The organism is Leptolyngbya sp. 7M, assembly GCF_018128485.1.
Genome location: NZ_CP070897.1, coordinates 6,484,723 through 6,500,451 on the forward strand (window position 1 = coordinate 6,484,723; position 15,729 = coordinate 6,500,451).

The 15,729-nt window shown below is 52.0% G+C and carries 19 protein-coding genes and 1 pseudogene; 8 read left to right on the forward strand and 12 right to left on the reverse strand.

What is annotated here, in order from left to right; translation table 11 throughout:
* Nucleotides 1-24 precede the first annotated feature (24 nt).
* Complete coding sequence (locus JVX88_RS34770; RefSeq protein WP_211623434.1) at nt 25-633, forward strand: calcium-binding protein; 609 nt, start codon at nt 25-27, stop codon at nt 631-633.
* An 82-nt stretch (nt 634-715) separates the two neighbouring features.
* Here JVX88_RS34770 and JVX88_RS34775 read toward each other — a convergent pair whose 3' ends face one another.
* Nucleotides 716-1,729, reverse strand: a complete 1,014-nt coding sequence (locus JVX88_RS34775; RefSeq protein WP_263975398.1) for an IS256 family transposase — start codon at nt 1,727-1,729, stop codon at nt 716-718.
* Here JVX88_RS34775 and JVX88_RS34780 point away from each other — a divergent pair.
* Nucleotides 1,704-2,447, forward strand: coding sequence for a sugar ABC transporter permease (locus JVX88_RS34780; RefSeq protein ID WP_317134556.1), 744 nt, complete (start codon nt 1,704-1,706; stop codon nt 2,445-2,447). The genes JVX88_RS34775 and JVX88_RS34780 overlap by 26 nt on opposite strands.
* Before the next feature lie 144 nt (nt 2,448-2,591).
* Nucleotides 2,592-2,831 (forward strand): annotated as a pseudogene (locus JVX88_RS43630) (DNA/RNA nuclease SfsA); the annotation flags it as partial.
* A 110-nt stretch (nt 2,832-2,941) separates the two neighbouring features.
* Here JVX88_RS43630 and JVX88_RS43635 read toward each other — a convergent pair.
* The 3 genes from JVX88_RS43635 to JVX88_RS34800 all read right to left on the reverse strand — a co-directional run bounded on the left by JVX88_RS43635 (nt 2,942) and on the right by JVX88_RS34800 (nt 6,225).
* The gene (locus JVX88_RS43635) at nt 2,942-5,005 is read right to left on the reverse strand and encodes an NAD-dependent epimerase/dehydratase family protein (protein ID WP_225931286.1); all 2,064 of its coding nucleotides are present in this window, start codon (nt 5,003-5,005) and stop codon (nt 2,942-2,944) included.
* Nucleotides 5,006-5,265: 260 nt separating this feature from the next.
* A complete protein-coding gene (locus JVX88_RS34795; protein ID WP_211623438.1) occupies nt 5,266-5,598 on the reverse strand; it encodes a thioredoxin family protein in 333 nt (110 codons plus the stop codon).
* 171 nt (nt 5,599-5,769) lie between these two features.
* Nucleotides 5,770-6,225: a hypothetical protein gene (locus JVX88_RS34800; protein ID WP_211623440.1), complete on the reverse strand. Its 456-nt coding sequence runs from the start codon at nt 6,223-6,225 to the stop codon at nt 5,770-5,772.
* A 356-nt stretch (nt 6,226-6,581) separates the two neighbouring features.
* Between JVX88_RS34800 and JVX88_RS34805 the strand changes: the two genes are divergently transcribed.
* Entirely contained in the window at nt 6,582-7,670 is a 1,089-nt protein-coding gene (locus JVX88_RS34805; protein WP_211623442.1) for a gluconokinase, read from the forward strand.
* Here the strand turns inward: JVX88_RS34805 and JVX88_RS34810 are convergent.
* The 4 genes from JVX88_RS34810 to JVX88_RS34825 form a co-directional block, all read right to left on the reverse strand.
* A complete protein-coding gene (locus JVX88_RS34810) occupies nt 7,597-8,841 on the reverse strand; it encodes a WD40 repeat domain-containing protein (protein WP_211623444.1) in 1,245 nt (414 codons plus the stop codon). The two genes, JVX88_RS34805 and JVX88_RS34810, sit on opposite strands and share 74 nt — an antisense overlap.
* Before the next feature lie 198 nt (nt 8,842-9,039).
* Nucleotides 9,040-9,741 (reverse strand): esterase/lipase family protein, encoded by a 702-nt coding sequence (locus JVX88_RS34815; RefSeq protein WP_211623446.1) that lies wholly within the window; start codon nt 9,739-9,741, stop codon nt 9,040-9,042.
* Nucleotides 9,738-10,007, reverse strand: a complete 270-nt coding sequence (locus JVX88_RS34820) for an alpha/beta fold hydrolase (RefSeq protein WP_211629031.1) — start codon at nt 10,005-10,007, stop codon at nt 9,738-9,740. Before JVX88_RS34820 ends, JVX88_RS34815 begins: the two co-directional genes overlap by 4 nt.
* Nucleotides 9,989-10,144 (reverse strand): NmrA family NAD(P)-binding protein, encoded by a 156-nt coding sequence (locus JVX88_RS34825; protein ID WP_317134557.1) that lies wholly within the window; start codon nt 10,142-10,144, stop codon nt 9,989-9,991. The genes JVX88_RS34820 and JVX88_RS34825 overlap by 19 nt, the downstream gene beginning before the upstream one ends.
* Nucleotides 10,145-10,436: 292 nt before the next feature.
* Between JVX88_RS34825 and JVX88_RS34830 the strand changes: the two genes are divergently transcribed.
* On the forward strand, nt 10,437-10,817 hold the full coding sequence (locus tag JVX88_RS34830) for an ArsR/SmtB family transcription factor (protein ID WP_035999160.1): 381 nt from the start codon (nt 10,437-10,439) through the stop codon (nt 10,815-10,817).
* A 3-nt stretch (nt 10,818-10,820) separates the two neighbouring features.
* Here JVX88_RS34830 and JVX88_RS34835 read toward each other — a convergent pair whose 3' ends face one another.
* On the reverse strand, nt 10,821-10,925 hold the full coding sequence (locus JVX88_RS34835) for a PetM family cytochrome b6-f complex subunit 7 (protein ID WP_211623448.1): 105 nt from the start codon (nt 10,923-10,925) through the stop codon (nt 10,821-10,823).
* Nucleotides 10,926-10,995: 70 nt separating this feature from the next.
* Between JVX88_RS34835 and JVX88_RS43640 the strand changes: the two genes are divergently transcribed.
* Nucleotides 10,996-11,340 (forward strand): hypothetical protein, encoded by a 345-nt coding sequence (locus tag JVX88_RS43640; protein ID WP_211629121.1) that lies wholly within the window; start codon nt 10,996-10,998, stop codon nt 11,338-11,340.
* Nucleotides 11,341-11,689: 349 nt separating this feature from the next.
* Here JVX88_RS43640 and JVX88_RS34845 read toward each other — a convergent pair whose 3' ends face one another.
* The 3 genes from JVX88_RS34845 to JVX88_RS34855 all read right to left on the reverse strand — a co-directional run bounded on the left by JVX88_RS34845 (nt 11,690) and on the right by JVX88_RS34855 (nt 13,417).
* Complete coding sequence (locus JVX88_RS34845) at nt 11,690-11,833, reverse strand: hypothetical protein (RefSeq protein ID WP_211623450.1); 144 nt, start codon at nt 11,831-11,833, stop codon at nt 11,690-11,692.
* A gap of 215 nt (nt 11,834-12,048) precedes the next feature.
* Nucleotides 12,049-12,420 carry a hypothetical protein gene (locus tag JVX88_RS34850; RefSeq protein WP_211623452.1) on the reverse strand — a complete coding sequence of 124 codons (372 nt, stop codon included), beginning with the start codon at nt 12,418-12,420 and terminating at the stop codon, nt 12,049-12,051.
* Nucleotides 12,421-12,589: 169 nt separating this feature from the next.
* The gene (locus JVX88_RS34855; protein WP_211623454.1) at nt 12,590-13,417 is read right to left on the reverse strand and encodes a phosphoadenosine phosphosulfate reductase family protein; all 828 of its coding nucleotides are present in this window, start codon (nt 13,415-13,417) and stop codon (nt 12,590-12,592) included.
* 572 nt (nt 13,418-13,989) lie between these two features.
* On the opposite strand from JVX88_RS34855, the gene JVX88_RS34860 reads away from it, so the two are divergent.
* Both JVX88_RS34860 and JVX88_RS34865 read left to right on the forward strand, forming a co-directional pair.
* Nucleotides 13,990-14,733, forward strand: coding sequence for a response regulator transcription factor (locus tag JVX88_RS34860; RefSeq protein ID WP_211623456.1), 744 nt, complete (start codon nt 13,990-13,992; stop codon nt 14,731-14,733).
* 23 nt (nt 14,734-14,756) lie between these two features.
* Nucleotides 14,757-15,683, forward strand: a complete 927-nt coding sequence (locus tag JVX88_RS34865; RefSeq protein ID WP_211623458.1) for a flagellar assembly protein H — start codon at nt 14,757-14,759, stop codon at nt 15,681-15,683.
* Nucleotides 15,684-15,729 lie beyond the last annotated feature (46 nt).

Here is a 15,729-nt window from a genome sequence, read left to right on the forward strand (position 1 = left end):
TCGGGAGAAGAAAGCGTGAAAGGAATGTTTGTAGTATCTGACGTAATTCCACAAACGAGGAGCTTCATCGATGATGTTGTTGACATTGTGGATGATGTTTCTGATGTAGCTAATGATATTGACAACAGCATCGAAGACATTGAAGATGATATTGAGAGTATTGGCGATGCGTTTGATGACGATGATGACGATGATGACGATGACAACAATAATGATGGCGGCAGCAACAAAAATAAGCTAAAGGGAACCAAAGACGACGATCAGATTGAGGGCAACAATAAGAACAACAATCTTAAGGGACTGCAAGGCGATGATGAGATTGATGGACGGAATGGCAACGACTCGCTGTTTGGCGGCAGTGGCGATGATACGCTAACAGGCAACAATGGCAACGACCGACTAGTGGGCGAAGGCGGAAAAGATACCTTGGCAGGGGATGACGGCAACGACCGACTAGAAGGCAGCGGTGGAGACGATGTGTTGTTTGGTGGCAAGGGTAATGACTCACTCGACGGCGGCGATGGTAAAGACATTCTGTTTGGCGGCAAAAAAGGTAACGATACGCTGTTTGGTGCAGGTGGTAAGGATATCTTTGCGACGAAGCGCCAGTCCGGATTAGACACGGGTTGTTGATCGTCGTTTCCACCCGCAACACGTTCCTGTGGGGGCTTGTACTGAATTTTGTGTCAGGGTGTTTGGGAACGGGGTTTGCAGGTCACTTCAACAGGTTGGCGGGCATGCGGTCCTCGAACAGCACCGCGAAATAATTCAACGCCTCTTTCCACTTCGGCACCGCGTGACGCCAACTCTTCGACGCCTCCCGAATCGCCAACCACACCAACTTCAAGGCACTCTCCGCGTTCGGGTACTGCTTGCGGTTCCGCGTGAACTTCCGAATCACACTATTCACACTCTCAATCGCGTTCGTCGTGTAAATCACCCTCCGGATCGGTTCGGGGAACTCGAACATGGCCACGATGTCCAGCCAGTTCTGTCGCCACTGCTTGACAATGGTGGGATACTTCCCACCCCACTTCGCCTCGAAGGCGTCCAACGCGGCCTCGGCTTCGGCCTGCGTCGCTGACTGATCGATCGTCTTCAGGTCCTGGACAACTTCAGGACTATCTTGCTTATTAGTATACTTCAGTGCATTGCGTACGAGATGGACAATGCATCGCTGAACCTTGGCTTGCGGGAACGCCACGCGGATCGCATCCGCGAAGCCGGACAAGCCATCCACACACACAACAAAGATATCCTGGACATCGCGATTCTTGAGATCGGTCAGGCAGTTGAGCCAAAACTTGGCCCCCTCGGTTTCACCCAGCCAGAGTCCCAGAAGTTCCTTTTTTCCCTGCAGATTCACGCCCAACGCCACATACATGGTGTGGGGTGAAACCTTGCCATTGTCACCCCGAACATGCACGACAATCCCGTCCAGATAGACGATGGGATAGACGGCATCCAGACGTCGAGTTCGCCAAGCCGTTGCCTCGGCATCCAGGTCCGCCGTGATCTCGGAAATCAAGGTGGGCGATACATGGACACCATAAAGGTCCATGACAATGTCTTGGATATCGCGGGTCGTCATGCCTTTGGCATAGAGAGCCAGAATCTTGTCATCAAAGCCTTCGAGTCGGCGTTGATATTTGGGGAGGAGTTGGGGTTCAAAGGTGCCGTCACGATCCCGCGGAATCGCCACGGTGACTTCACCCAGGTCGCCGGTCACGGTCTTGGCGGAATGCCCGTTGCGACGATTCGACTTCGCCTTGATCGTGGCCGCCTCGGCCGATCCAGTGCCAATTTTGGTCATTTTACCGCTAGGATTAGCGATTCTCGTGAATCAGACGTTGCGGGGCATCAGTTGGTTTCGAGCTGCCTACTATGTGCCGGTTGTCATCTCCATGGTAGTAGCTGGAATTGCCTGGCGCTGGCTCTACGCTGAGAACGGCCTGTTCAATCAAATTCTGCGAGCGCTCCACCTGTCCAATGAAGGTATTCCCTGGTTGACCAGTCCCCAGTTCGCTTTGTTCAGCGTCATGCTGGTGACCATTTGGAAAGGCTTGGGCTACTACATGGTGATCTACTTGGCCGGGTTGCAGTCGATTCCTGCCGATCTCTATGAGGCCGCTGCCATCGATGGTTCAGTTGGTTGGCGCAAGCATTGGGATATCACTGTGCCCCTGATGCGTCCGTACCTGTTTCTGGTAGCCGTCATTTCAGCCATTTCAGCTACCAAAGTCTTTGAAGAAGTCTACATCATGACCCAGGGTGGACCGCGCAGCAGTTCTAAAACGCTGGTCTACTACGTGTATGAACGCGCCTTTCAGGATTTGGAAATCAGCTATGCCTGTACCATCGGCCTAGTTACGTTTCTCATCATTCTCACCCTCTCCATCCTGCGCCTGTCCCTAACTCGCCAGCCCACAACCGATTTAAGCTTCTAGGGGCAATAACATAAAGGCGGTTGCTAGCGTTGTCATGGGTCGCCAACAATTCCATAATTTCACGGTTTCTTTTGCGCTTTTAATTCTCATCTGTCATCTCCTGTCTTCTGACTCCTGACTTCTAGCTCCCCTACCACCCCCACCATGACCGACTGGCTCTTCCCTTGTCCCCCTTTGTTTTCCGGCACTCTAATCAAACGCTACAAACGGTTTTTTGCCGATATTTTGCTCGATTCTGGTGAAGCAATCGTGGCCCATTGCCCCAATACGGGACCAATGACCGGTGTTTACCACCCTGGCTGTCCAGTGATGGTCTCTCGCAGCGCTAGCCCAACCCGCAAATTGCCCTACACCTGGGAAATGATTCAGGTGCCACCGCTGCCAACTTGGGTGGGAGCAAATACAGCCATGCCGAACCAGGTCATTAAAGCAGCCCTAGCAGCTCGCCTATTTCCTGAACTGGGTGTCTACACGCAGATTAGAACCGAAGTGCCCTACGGAAAGGACAAAAAGAGCCGAATCACGATCAGCCGACCAGCAAGGCCCAAACTTGACAGCACGGCGGCCACCTGTCGAGCAAACGAGCGATACACGGTTGTAACTAGATGGGGAGGCCGATTGTTGACCGCACCATCGCTATCCATCAGCCCTGCTAGATAGGCCGCTCGAATATCCACCGCACCTTGGAGAATGAAGCGGGGCACCTGCAATGGCTGGTTAGGCTGCTTGATATGTTGGTAGAAGTACTCGGCCAATCGAAGCGAGGAGCACACCGATTTAATTGCGGTTTCTCCTTTAACAAAACCGTGGGAGACCGACAGACCGAACAGCGCTAGCGCCGCATCCAGCTTTTCCCGCACCCCAGCCGATACCTGCATATCCAGGCCATTCATCGCCCATTCAACTCGCCCATAGGGTTTGCCATATTTGTTGCGTCCCAGCGCTACATGGCCATCCCCTTGCGTAAATCCAATCAACCAGGCAACTTCAGGGGTGAGATCGGGAATCACGATCGGCTTCACGCTGCGGCTTTGCGCAGGTCGGGTTGTATCGTCTTGGGGAAGGTGAGTCACGGTCCCGGGCAGAACCTGTGTGCTGTGCATCAGCCGATCGCCTTCAGCCAATTCCGCCAACGGCTTCCAGCGGATCGTACCTTTGGCATCGGCCCAAACGGCCTGTCGGTGATTCAGGGTCGCTCTTGGAGCCGTGGCGTTGGTCTCAATTTCGTAGACATCTTGATAGCCCTGATCGAATTTGTTGACCACTCTGCGGAAACCGAGCGGCGTTTGCACCAAATCTCCAACCTGCACATCCTTGATCGGCACCAGTCCCTTTGAGGTGTGCACCAGCGCATCTTCAGGCAAGCAGCGGCGGATGTTACCAGCCACCACACAAGCAGCCGCCTCATCGATCAGCAAGCAGCATTCCACCGAGGTCAACTGGCGGCCAACTGCTTTGTTCAAAATATGGGCACAGCGCTCATAGAGTCCGGGTAGGCGAATCGGGTTGGCCACACCGCCAAAGCCCTTCAGTTTTTCTCCGGCAGGACGCACATCACTGAGGTCAATCACCACCTGCACCGAATCGGTAAAGCGCTCGTCGGTAGAAAGCTCCAGCAGCGCTTGGTAGGACTTGACCCAACCCTGGCGGCTATCGCCCACCTGAATCGTCACCTGATTGCTGTTGATCGTGACGGCGCGTTGCGTGTCCAGACAGCGGCGAGGTTGGCCGTTCGGTTTGTCGGTTTCCCAAACGATTTCCCCCTCATAGCCCATTAATTCACAGATGAGCGTAATTAAATCCTTGATCGAGATTTCGTAACCCGTCCCCAGGTTGATCGGCTCTGATTCAGAGTACAGGCGGGTGCCCATAACAATGCCTCTGGCTGCATCCGTAGAATAGAGAAACTCGCGGGTAGGGCTGCCATCTCCCCAAACCGGAATCTGTTTGTCGCCACGCTGCTGGGCTTCGTGGACTTTGCGAATCAGGGCGGGAATTACGTGCGAACTGCGTGGATCAAAGTTGTCTTCAGGGCCGTATAGATTCACGGGCAGCAGGTAGATGCCATCAAAGCCATATTGCTGCCGATAGGCTTGAAGCTGGACTAGTAGTGCTTTTTTAGCAATGCCGTAGGGAGCGTTTGTCTCTTCTGGATAGCCATTCCAGAGGTCCTCTTCTTTGAACGGTACGGGTGTGAATTTAGGATAGGCGCAGATCGTGCCTACACAAACAAACTTTTTCACCCCGGCTGTATAGGCAGCGTGAATCAACTGGGTACCCATCATCAGGTTGTCATAGAACAACTCGGCGGGCTTTTCGCGATTCAGACCAATTCCACCCACATGCGCGGCTAGATGGATCACTATATCCTGCTGATCAACCGCCCGCTGACAAGCTGCCATTTGGCGCAAGTCCAACTCACGGGAGCGGGGCGTAGAGATTTTCTGGCGATCGGCTCCAGCTTTACAGAGTTGATCGACCACCTGCCGACCCAAGAATCCGGCTCCACCCGTTACCAGAATGCGCTGATTGGTCAGATCTAAGGGAGTTGAAGTCATGACTGAGAGAGATGAAGGTAATAATAATGCTCGAAACTAGATGCTCGAAACTAGATGCTCGAAACTAGATGCTCGAAACTAGACGCTCAAAACTAGATGCTCAAACTAGCGACACAGGGCTTAAGCAGACCAGAAGGATGGATGAGAAGCAGAAGACTGAGCGTGTTCAAGCACTGTTACATCGAGCTATGGATGTTCACGTCAAGCTGATTGTAAGCCAACTATTGTCCCCTGCTCTCCCCAATCGGAGTTGGTCCAGCCTAACTCATGCTGCTGCCAACCACCTGACGCACAGTCGCCTGATCCGAGTTCGTCCGAAACTCCCCTTTCGGATGGGCACCTTTAACTTCACCGACGATTTTAAAGTCGCCTTCTGGGTCTTCACAAATAATGTAGGTCGGCCAACCCATTTCAGCCTTGTCGGGATATTGGGTCAGCAGGATCTTGCGATATTTCCGATAGGTTGCCGTATCCTGCATTTTCACATCAACAAACTGCAAACCTAACTCTTCAGCCACCTTTTGGTCATAAAACGACATCTTGTGGCACAGCCCACAGTCCTCCGAGGAAAATTTAATCAGCGACAAAGTCATATCCGATTACTCCGACCGAAAATTCGCTATTTCAACATTACTTATTGTGATGGAGCCTGACCACAATTGCCGACTGCAGCAGCCCATTTTAGTAAATCTTTGAGAGATAGGAGTCAGAAGCCAGAATTTAGCATTTCCTTAAACTCACCCCTACTCCTGACTCCTGCCCCCTCAACCCACAAAATAATCCAGCACCACCCACTTCATTGGCATCAACTGCAAAACATAGTCTACTTTCTGGCTGGTGCGGGTTTTGAGTTCTATCAGGTAGCGGCCCGACTTTAGGATCACCGTTTCGCGGTTGCGGTCTCCAGGGGGAATCGAAAAGAGCTGCTGGCTGCCGTCTTCGCTCCAGAGAATCACCTGGATATTGCGAGTGCGAATCAAATCTTCAAACAAACTGGGTCGGCGCTGATTGCTAATGTCAATCGAAACCTGGCGCATCTGGTCGAGCTTGAAGGCGAAACTGTGGGAGCGCTCCTTCGTCAACTTGTCAAAATAGCTGTAGCATTTGCCAGGCACAGTGCTGATAGTCTTGAGCGTGCCAATCAAGCAACTGGAGGAATCGACTGGAGCAGAATTAGGCTGAGGTGAAGCAGGTGCAGGCGAAACACTGGATGAATTCACAGAGGGCGGGGGAGAGAAGGGCTTTCCCAATTTTCTCAACATAGGGGGACAGCTTCAGCCAAACTTGCTTGGCGGTTTCGTGAAGTTCGCCCCCGCATCCTAGCCTCTGTTACGCTCCTTTACAAAGGGTAGTTACACCGAAGCCCACCTTCCGGCGTTTTACCAACGTTTTCTAACAGTTCTACAAGCAGTTCTACAAACAGTCTTATAAATACAGCCTTTTTGAGGCTAGTGAAGTACGAAAAACGGGGTGCAGGGGCACTAAATAGGTTTTGGGGTAGCGTAAAACTGATAGATTAGAACTGACAGATATTGTTCGGCTGTCGGCTGAATGTCGGCAGCTATTTTTCTGGGCAATGGCTAAAGAACTGATCTTGGGGATAGACCTCGGCTCTTCGAGCGTTCGCGGAGCTCTTTTTGATGGGCGAGGGCGGATACTGAAGCGGACGTTCGTCAAAGAGGAGCGGCGGCTTTCGGCGACGCGCGATGGCGGGGCGGAGCTCGATGCGAACACAGCGTTGCGGCAGGTCATTGGCGTTATCGATGGCGTACTTGAGCGGGCTCCCGCGGGCGAAATAACGCACATCGCGGCGTGTACATTCTGGCATAGCCTGATGGGCGTTGACGCTAACGGAAAACCAACGACGCCGGTACTCGGCTGGGCAGATAACCGTAGCCGCGATAGTGTTGCAAAACTCCGAAGATCCCTTGACGAGGCGGCCGTGCAACAGCGGACGGGCGCGCATTTTCATTCGAGCTTTTGGCCTGCAAAATTGCTATGGCTTAGGAAAAATGAACCCGATATCTGGGAGCGAACGGCCAGGTGGGTATCGTTTGGCGATTATGTTGCCCTGAAGTTGTTCGGTCAGATTATGACCAGCGTTTCGATCGCTTCGGGCACCGGGGTCTTCAATATTCGAAGGTGTGTGTGGGACACCGAATTGCTTGAATATCTCAAACTCGATCCAAGACAACTGCCCGAAATCGCACCGACCGACGACTTCGAGACCACACTTGTAGAAAAATGGCGGAAGCGTTGGCCGCGTTTGGCATCTGCGAATTGGGTGCTGCCGATCGCGGACGGTGTCGCAAATAGCGTCGGTTCAGGGTGTATCGACGAAACCCGAGCAGCATTGATGATCGGAACCTCCGGTGCGATGCGGGTGATCTGCAAAGGCGATCCGCCGAGAAAGATTCCGAGCGGGTTGTGGTGTTATCGCGTCGATCGCGAGCGTGTGATCATTGGAGGGGCAATTTCCGATGGCGGCGGACTTTACGATTGGTTGAAGCGGAACCTACGGATCGATGCGCCAGACGCGGCAGTCGGACGAGAAATATCAAAACGCGGGCCGGACGCTCACGGCCTAACGTTTATGCCGTTCCTCGCCGGGGAACGGAGCACGGGTTACGATGAATTTCGCACCGGTGAGATCCATCTGGGCTGAACTGAAAGTTTTGAATGGGGCTGTTTTGCTGAAGTTGGAGCTTTAAAACGCCAGTACTGGCCTGCCAGATGGAAATGCGACGATCGTCCCCTGCCGTAGCGATCCAATCTCCATCAGGACTAAAGCTCACTTGCTTCACAACAGCAGATCCAAATAGTTGATGCATCAACGTTCCTGATGTGACTGACCACACCTTCACTACAGACGCATCTTGCGCAATTGCTGCGATTTGCTCACTATCCGGACTAAATGCAATGTCTCGAATGTTAACCGGCTGCACCTGTCCGTTGGTTTCTGCCCAAGGCAGCACTTTGGCAGCATTCAGGCTAGTACTGTAGATCGTTCTGGCATTAACAGCCCACAGACGAATAGTTCCATCGGCGCTGGCTGTACCTAAATATTGGTGATTGGGACTAAAGGCTGTTTGCTGGACGGCTCCCTGATGCCCTCGCAATTCCAGCTGTAGACGCAGGTTCTGCAAAGCGGCTCTTAAACTGGATTGAGCTTCGTATCCAGTCGCTGTACCTTCCGCTGCTAAACGACCAATCAAGAGCGCCGTCATTGGATCAGCTTTTGAGTCTTGCAGGACGGCTTGAGTAATGGCGGCCCGTTCACGAGCTGTAGCCTGCTTGAGCTGATCCTCTTTCTCGGTTTGAGTGCGCATAACACCATAGTACTGACCAAGCACGACCGTCAATGTGATAACCAATAAGGTTGGAATAGCGATTTGGAGCTGCCGCGACTCCCTTCTAGCCCGACGACATTCCGTACAGCTAACCTGAATGTACTGCTGCGCCAATGCAGACAGCTCTTGGGGATATAGCTTGAGAAAATCTTCTGCATCTCTCAACCGTAAACCATGCAACAGATATTCTCCAATGGCTGGCTGTCCGGCTTGGTCCCACTCTTGAGCTGCTTGTTCAACCCGCCGCTGCCGCCGCAGCATTTCTCGGCTCTCTTCTAGCCAACTTCGCAGCAACGACCAGTTGCGGATCAGGGCTTCATGGGCAACATCAACAATTTCCTGAGACAAACACCGAGTTAGGGCAGTTGCAATAGTCGATGTCGAACCAGACGGTAAATTGGTTGATGTAGAAATCGAGGCAGATTTTTGATCAGCTAGCTCTTGATCTGGCTGCTCATTCGGACTGATGTTCTCTTTAGCGACCACAAGCTAATGCCCGCCAGCAGCGTTGTATCAAGCTTGAATTGAAATGGTAAGACTTCGATCACCATGCAGAGCCGCCCTCTGTAGATTTAATCAACGTAGTTTAGCTGAGTCGTTTAACTAATTGTAACGTTATTTGAAGCAAGGGGTGATGGAGGTGGGAAAGTGGGGGATGTGTGCATTGATAAATAGGGCCAATCCTTAAACCAAATATTTGGCCCAGGTAGATACCACTGTCGCGGAGCCATACCACAGTCTACCTGGACGAGGAGAGTGCCATACGTCTTCTAGGATTAGGTTTTCGGCACCTTCTAGATGAGCTGCAGCAATAGGAGTAACACCGTCTCCCCAACATTCTCCTTGGCCGCAGGTAAGTTCGTAGCTGCTGTAGGTGAACCAGTTGCCGAAGCTACGCTTGCCATAGGCAGACTTTCCGGCGACGCAAACATAGCGGACGGTGGAATGAAATGCTCCCGGATAATGGATTTTGACAAAATCCAGGTTGCGTTTGGTCCAGCGTTCCTGGCTGATGTGGGGCGTTCCTAGCGTCACTAGGGTTTTGACTACAGGATGGGCCTTCCACAGACAAACTCTCGTACTGTCGCTGGGATGAATATTGTAGGGAACTTCGCCTAGATAAATGCGGCAGATCCAACCGCCGGCAGAATGGCCGACCAGGTTAATCGCCTCGCTGCTAGTAGTCTGCATCACCTGTTTCACGGTTTGATCCAACTGTTGCAGGATCGGCAAAACCGATCGTCCTCCTAACGTTGGGAACCAATCACCGCGACGCAGAGGCACCGTTACAGCCGGATAGCCTAAGCCTTGCAGCGCCTTTTCCATCTCTCGATAGGGAGCAGCACCGGCCAGATAACCGGGCAGAATCACAGTTGGCAGGTTCATGAATCTTGCACTTGAGAATTCAACCAGTCGATGATCTGAGTGTTGACCCGCTCCGGGCACTCGTCATGAGGACAGTGGCCCGCATTCGGAATGGGCACAAACTGCACCTGCTCCGATTGGGCTGCCAACTCTCGATACAGGGTTGCCCCCGTGATCGGCGTCCAGGGATCGGCTTCACCCCAGAGGACGAGCAGTGGTTGACTGATGTGGGGCAGCAAATCTTCTGGTTTGGGGCCGGGCGGTGCGGTCAGAATCGCGGCGATAATTCAGCCCCCCACTCCTTCAAGAAAGCTGCTTTTTTCATACTGCGCACCAGGCATCGCACCTTATATCCCTCATCTAGGGCGCGGCGGGTGATTTGCCTTCCCAAAGTCCCAGTGGCACCGACAATTAATAGATTCATGAGGGATTCCGTAACGATTTATTAATTTTCTTAGTTTAAGATATACCAAAACTGATCCTAGAGGAAAGGGATTCAGTGCCCGGCTTTGTCAAAAATTTCAAACCAGAGGCAATCCAAACTTTACCCCTGCTAAAACTGTTACGCTAAGGGTAATCTAGCTGAACCATTGTTCGAGTTTAGCGAATCTCTAGAAGGTTGCGTTTGCTGTTACCCTGAGGTGCTTGCAACTTACGGCTGCGCTTGCAATGCGACAACACTTCTACTGTGATGATACTTGTAATGGGCTTTTCCTATGGACTCTGCTTCGATCCCAACCGCTCCCAACTGCGAAGTGCAACACCCAGTGAATCTGCAACATGTTCGCCAATTGCACCGAGAAATTCTCAGCACCGAGAAAGCTCAACGCATGGCGGAGTTTTTTAGCCTGTTGGGAGATGCCAATCGTCTACGAATTTTGTCGGCGCTGGCAGAGCAGGAGTTGTGTGTTTGCGATTTGGCTGCCGTTGTCAAAATGACGGAATCAGCCGTTTCCCATCAACTCCGAACTCTGCGGGCCATGCGGCTAGTCACTTATCGCAAGCAAGGACGCAATGTCTTCTACTACTTGAAGGACAGCCATGTGTTGACGCTCTACCGCGAGGTCGCTGAGCATCTCGATGAGCCAGAAGATTAGCGCTTACTCTTCTCCACCCTGAATCCGCAACATCAGAAAGCCCAACGCCAACCCGATCAAGATTGGCACAGACGATAGAAGGGCCGTGTTCAAAATCTCGCCACCCATTGCCTTTACTCTCCTCAAAAACTAGATGTAGACAGCAAAATTTACAATCTTTAGAAGATCTTAAAGCAGTTTGGCGGCCAAGCTGAATCAAATTGCGGCCCATCCATTGGATTTCATGGTTATTTCTCCCCACTCCCTTCCTACCTCACAATCCCAGTGCAAACCTCGTCTGGCAGTTGCGCTTGGCGACCCAGCCGGAATTGGCCCTGAAGTGGTTTTGAAGGCCCTTGCTGACCCAACCATTCCAGACCATGCTCTTTCAATAATGGTGCTCAGCGCCAAAAACGAGAGAAACAGCAAAGGCACCATTGCGGGACCACCGCTGGCAAATAGCTCAGAAATACTCACGGTTCTGTTTTACCTCCATGCTGAACGGCAGCTCGACCCAGAAGGACGCTCACTTAACAAATGCTGAATTGCCAGTTTACTGATTCAACCCAATCAAAGGGGAAATGGAGTGTAGACAAGCCGCCCGCCGTAAACGAGACGCTTGTACCATGACTCTGGGCCAGTGATTCGGTTGACTTACTCAGACAAACTTCTCAATTCTAGAGAGTTTCTGCCCTGTTTTAGCATCTGCTTTCTTCAACAGACCAATATATCGAATCGTCTCAAACTCCAACAAAAGGATTTTTAAAATCCAGGCCAAGTCCGCTGCTCCCACTATCGAATCCCATTTTTAAAAGAAATCCCCGCCAATAACTAAAGGCAGGGAGACAACTCAACTAAACAATCGAGCAGATGATGCTTCCGTTGAGCTGCTATCAACCGCTAGTCCGGCGAATGTGATCCATGATCTGCTGTTTGCGTTGGTCCGACATCGTAGAAGTCGGCTTCTTGATGAAATCTCCAGTGCTGCGAGCCAAGTGCTCCATAATCCGCTTTTTCCGATCGTCCATAGTTGCCATAAGTCAATGAGTGCTTCACAGAATGATGTGCCTTAATCAATTGTAAAAAAATGTTTCAGGTAAGGGAGAGAGATTTTAAGTCTTGTCGGCCAGTACCGTATCGGCTCGAGCAAGTCGCGCTAGAGAGAGCTAGCATGATAGCGAGAGCACTGAGTTGCCAAACAGTTGGTTGTTCTTTGCCGTGACTCCGCCATGATCTGGCAAATAATGCTCGATTACCCGGTCGCCCCTTCGCTCCCTACTTCCACCGTCAGCGCCGCAATTGGAATCTCCTCGACTCGCGGCAGTTTTTCCAACACTAGCGTGGATTGGTTGTTGCCACCGGCCAACTGACGCAGCAGCTTGGGACGTGGATCGTGCAGGAGATAAATTAACCGATCGCCGACCTGCCACTCTTCGGTTGCGGGCACCACGGTCAGTTTGTCGTCTCGTTCTAGCAGCAGTGGTACCAGTTCCCCGGCCCGGATTAGCGCTCGTAAATGGGCTTGCTGGAACTGCAGATCTGAGTCGCGGCGAAAATCCATTTGGATCGAGAGCGCGAAGCAATCGGAGAGCCTTGGCGCCGAGAAGCTGTTGCAGAACCTCATCGTCTGCTCGGGTGAGAAAAGCGTCAAACTGCATCGAGTGTTCGGCGAGGCTGCGCGAAGCGAGAGCGCCCTCTCGCTCGAAGAAGTGCGCTGGGCCGCCTGCTCACTGTTCCCCCCTTTTGAACCATTTGATGCAATGTGCTAGAATACGAGGCGCTGTAGCGCCAGACTATTTATGACATGTTATGCAGAGCTTACCTGCACCATAAACTTCATCGTTGTCGATGAGTTCATCGCTCGCGAGGGCGTTCATGAGCCTGCGCGCACGCAGCCGTTCCATCCGTTTCTCGTGGTCGCGCTTGATCCGAGCCAAACGAGCGGGCTGTTCCAACTCGGTAAGTGACTCCCCGTGGCTCCAGGTAAATGGAGAGCCATGCTCAAGTGCGTTCTTCTCGTAGCGCTTCGCTTCTTCAAATGCGTCCGGATGTTCCTCCAAGAGCCGAGCCCATTCGATCTTCTGCTGATAAAAGCAGAACGTACAGCCGCTCCTTGAACGCCAGCGGTAGTAATCCGGGAGGCCCAAGCCAGCCGCCTCAAGGATCTCCATTACCCCCGCTTTGTCGATGCCCGCCTGCCGGAAAGGCAGATGAATTTTCAGGTTATCTTGTCCCGAAACGTACCCCTCACGGTAATCCTCATCTGAGCGGATAGCGACGTAGCTGTTTATCTGTTCGCCTTTGGCCAACGCGGGGCGCAGCCAAGCTTCGAATGGCTTGATTTTCAGCTGCCTTGTGCACCACCGGGTCTGCGGTGAGGGCAAGAAGTTGTTGTACTCCTGAAGCCAAAAATCGAAATCTCTGTCTGGATTCAGCCGCAAGATCGACTTGCCGAGAAAGCCCTCGAGCCGACCTAAAAACTCGTAGACTTCCGGAAGTTCCTTCCCCGTGTCGGTAAAGAAATACTCGATCACAAGCTCCGGCGCTGTTTGGCGCATGTAGACAGCGAGGGCTGCGCTGTCGCGACCGCCTGATATGCCCAAAACGTGGCGCTGGGTCATGCGACTGCCACCTTTGGCTGCACTTCTGTCTCTTCGAGGTCTTCTGCCAATGAGAGCCCGAGCTGGGCGATAGCGCCAATGGCGATTGCCGACGACACTAATCTGCCCATACAGGACGAAGAATCATTCTGACTCCTGGCTCCCTTTCTGATTGATTCACCTTAGTCAGCTTAGTCAGCTTTGGCCCAGCAATCAACCTATTGGTCGATAAGGTTTATCGATAAAAGCGATGGTAGAAATTCGGTTCGGTGCAGCCATTCTCAAACAAGCTATGCTACCCAAAGCCGTTTTGTGTTTCTAATTTGTGTTTCTAATTTGTGTTTCTAATTTGTGTTTCTAGATGTATCGCGATGCATCGCTCAGTAACATCTGTCTTCCGCCTTGGGGTATAGACAATAGCGCAGAAATATAGACGGGTAATTTATTACACAAGCATCGTTCAATCTACACTTAGAATCATGGGTGTTGCCATACATCTACAGTCATTAATGTGCCATTAATATAAGGAAATCGTTACTATAAGAAATAAGCTTATCCAGAGTCAATTTCTGAGCCTGTCTGGGAAAAAGCCGATGCAAATTCTGCTGGTTGAGGATGATCCCTCTACTTGTTCAATTCTGACTCAGAGCCTAACGGCGCATCACTATCAGGTCAACACAGCAGCAGATGGACAAACTGGCCTAGAGATGGCTCAACAGTATGAGTATGACCTAATTTTGCTCGACATTGAGCTGCCCAGGCTAGATGGGATGCGGTTGTGTCAGAAATTGCGCTCGCAGGGTTATGTCAACCCGGTTCTGCTGCTCACCGCCCGCGACAGCACCAGCGATCGGATTCTTGGCCTCGATGCCGGAGCCGATGACTATGTCGTCAAACCCTTTGATTTAGAAGAACTCTTGGCGCGGGTGCGGGCATTGCTGCGACGTGGCAAAGCGATCGATAACTCGGTGATTACCTGGGAAAATCTTCGCTTTGATGCTGCTAACAGTCAAGTTGTGGCAATCCATGCTTCCAGCGAGCAACTCCTTCACCTAACGCCTAAGGAATATGGCCTGTTAGAACTGCTGCTGCTCCACCCCAAACGAGTCTTTAGCCGCAGTGCGATTCTAGATCGGCTGTGGGATTTAGCCGAAGCACCGGGCGAAGAGACGGTCAGCACCCATATCAAATGCTTGCGACAAAAGCTGAAAGCTGCCGGGGTAGCCGATTTAATCGAAACCGTGCATGGCATGGGCTATCGGTTACGACCACCCTCTGCTTCACTGGCATGTATCAAGGTGATACACAATTATATTACAGCTAAATTACAGCACTAGTTTACTATCCTCATTTACTATCAGTGACTCGGCTTCGGTTTGATCAATACACCAAACAATTTCTCGATGAATTCCTCTCTCCCTTCGGTACGGTTGAACGCAGCTACGAAGTACCAGGCGAACCCAAGCAGGTTGATCTCTACTTCATCCCCAATTCCCAATCTGAGTTGACTACCCTCGGACTGCTAGGACGAATTGCGGCTACCCCTTGTCTGCTGGAACCCTATCGCAACCCGCCAACCCTAGCTGAGGTTCGCTCTTGCCTACTCAAGCTGCTGTGGCTGCAAGCAGAGGTTGAACGTCGGGCTGCATCTCGTCCCCTCCCCGAAGCAGCACTGCCCCAACTCTGGATTCTCACCACTTCGGCTTCTGCCAACCTGATCACTGCTTGTGGTGCGGCGGTGCGACCAGACTGGATGGAGGGCATCTACTTTTTCCCCAGCCTCTACAGAAGTGCGGTGATTGCAATCAACCAGCTTCCTGTGACTAAGGAGACGTTGTGGCTGCGCATCTTGGGCAGAGGCAGAACCCAGCAGCAAGCGATTGAGGAAGTGTTAGCATTCTCGCCAGATGACCCGCGACGAGTGGCTGCCTTGCAGATACTATCGAACTGGAAGATTAGCCTAGAATTGAATCAAATGATGGAGCAAGAGGAGAGAGAGCTGATTATGGCATTATCACAAGCTTTCTTGGAGTGGGAGCAACGCACTGAGCAGCGAGGACTGCAACAAGGACTGCAACAAGGACTGCAACAAGGACAACAGCAAGGACAGCGGTTGCTGGTAGAGAATCTGCTGAAAGCACGGTTTGGGGAGTTGGATGAATCGTTGTTGGCTATCATTCCGGCCCTACTGCAACTGCCGGTCGAGGAGTACACTGTGCTACTGCTGCAATTGAGCCAGTTGTCCCGGCAAGAGTGGATCGAACGAGTTCGGAATGCGTCTGCTTAGCAGAGAAATGCGATTTCCCAAACAAGGCGATGGAACTGAATTGGAT

Coding starts and splice junctions, on each gene's coding strand:
- JVX88_RS34770 (WP_211623434.1), top strand. CDS start 25: ATGTTTGTAGTATCTGACGTAATTCCACAAACGAGGAGCTTCATCGAT.
- JVX88_RS43635 (WP_225931286.1), bottom strand. CDS start 5,005: ATGACTTCAACTCCCTTAGATCTGACCAATCAGCGCATTCTGGTAACG.
- JVX88_RS34795 (WP_211623438.1), bottom strand. CDS start 5,598: ATGACTTTGTCGCTGATTAAATTTTCCTCGGAGGACTGTGGGCTGTGC.
- JVX88_RS34805 (WP_211623442.1), top strand. CDS start 6,582: ATGGCTAAAGAACTGATCTTGGGGATAGACCTCGGCTCTTCGAGCGTT.
- JVX88_RS34815 (WP_211623446.1), bottom strand. CDS start 9,741: ATGAACCTGCCAACTGTGATTCTGCCCGGTTATCTGGCCGGTGCTGCT.
- JVX88_RS34825 (WP_317134557.1), bottom strand. CDS start 10,144: ATGAATCTATTAATTGTCGGTGCCACTGGGACTTTGGGAAGGCAAATC.
- JVX88_RS34830 (WP_035999160.1), top strand. CDS start 10,437: ATGGACTCTGCTTCGATCCCAACCGCTCCCAACTGCGAAGTGCAACAC.
- JVX88_RS34835 (WP_211623448.1), bottom strand. CDS start 10,925: ATGGGTGGCGAGATTTTGAACACGGCCCTTCTATCGTCTGTGCCAATC.
- JVX88_RS34845 (WP_211623450.1), bottom strand. CDS start 11,833: ATGGCAACTATGGACGATCGGAAAAAGCGGATTATGGAGCACTTGGCT.
- JVX88_RS34850 (WP_211623452.1), bottom strand. CDS start 12,420: ATGAGGTTCTGCAACAGCTTCTCGGCGCCAAGGCTCTCCGATTGCTTC.
- JVX88_RS34855 (WP_211623454.1), bottom strand. CDS start 13,417: ATGACCCAGCGCCACGTTTTGGGCATATCAGGCGGTCGCGACAGCGCA.
- JVX88_RS34860 (WP_211623456.1), top strand. CDS start 13,990: ATGCAAATTCTGCTGGTTGAGGATGATCCCTCTACTTGTTCAATTCTG.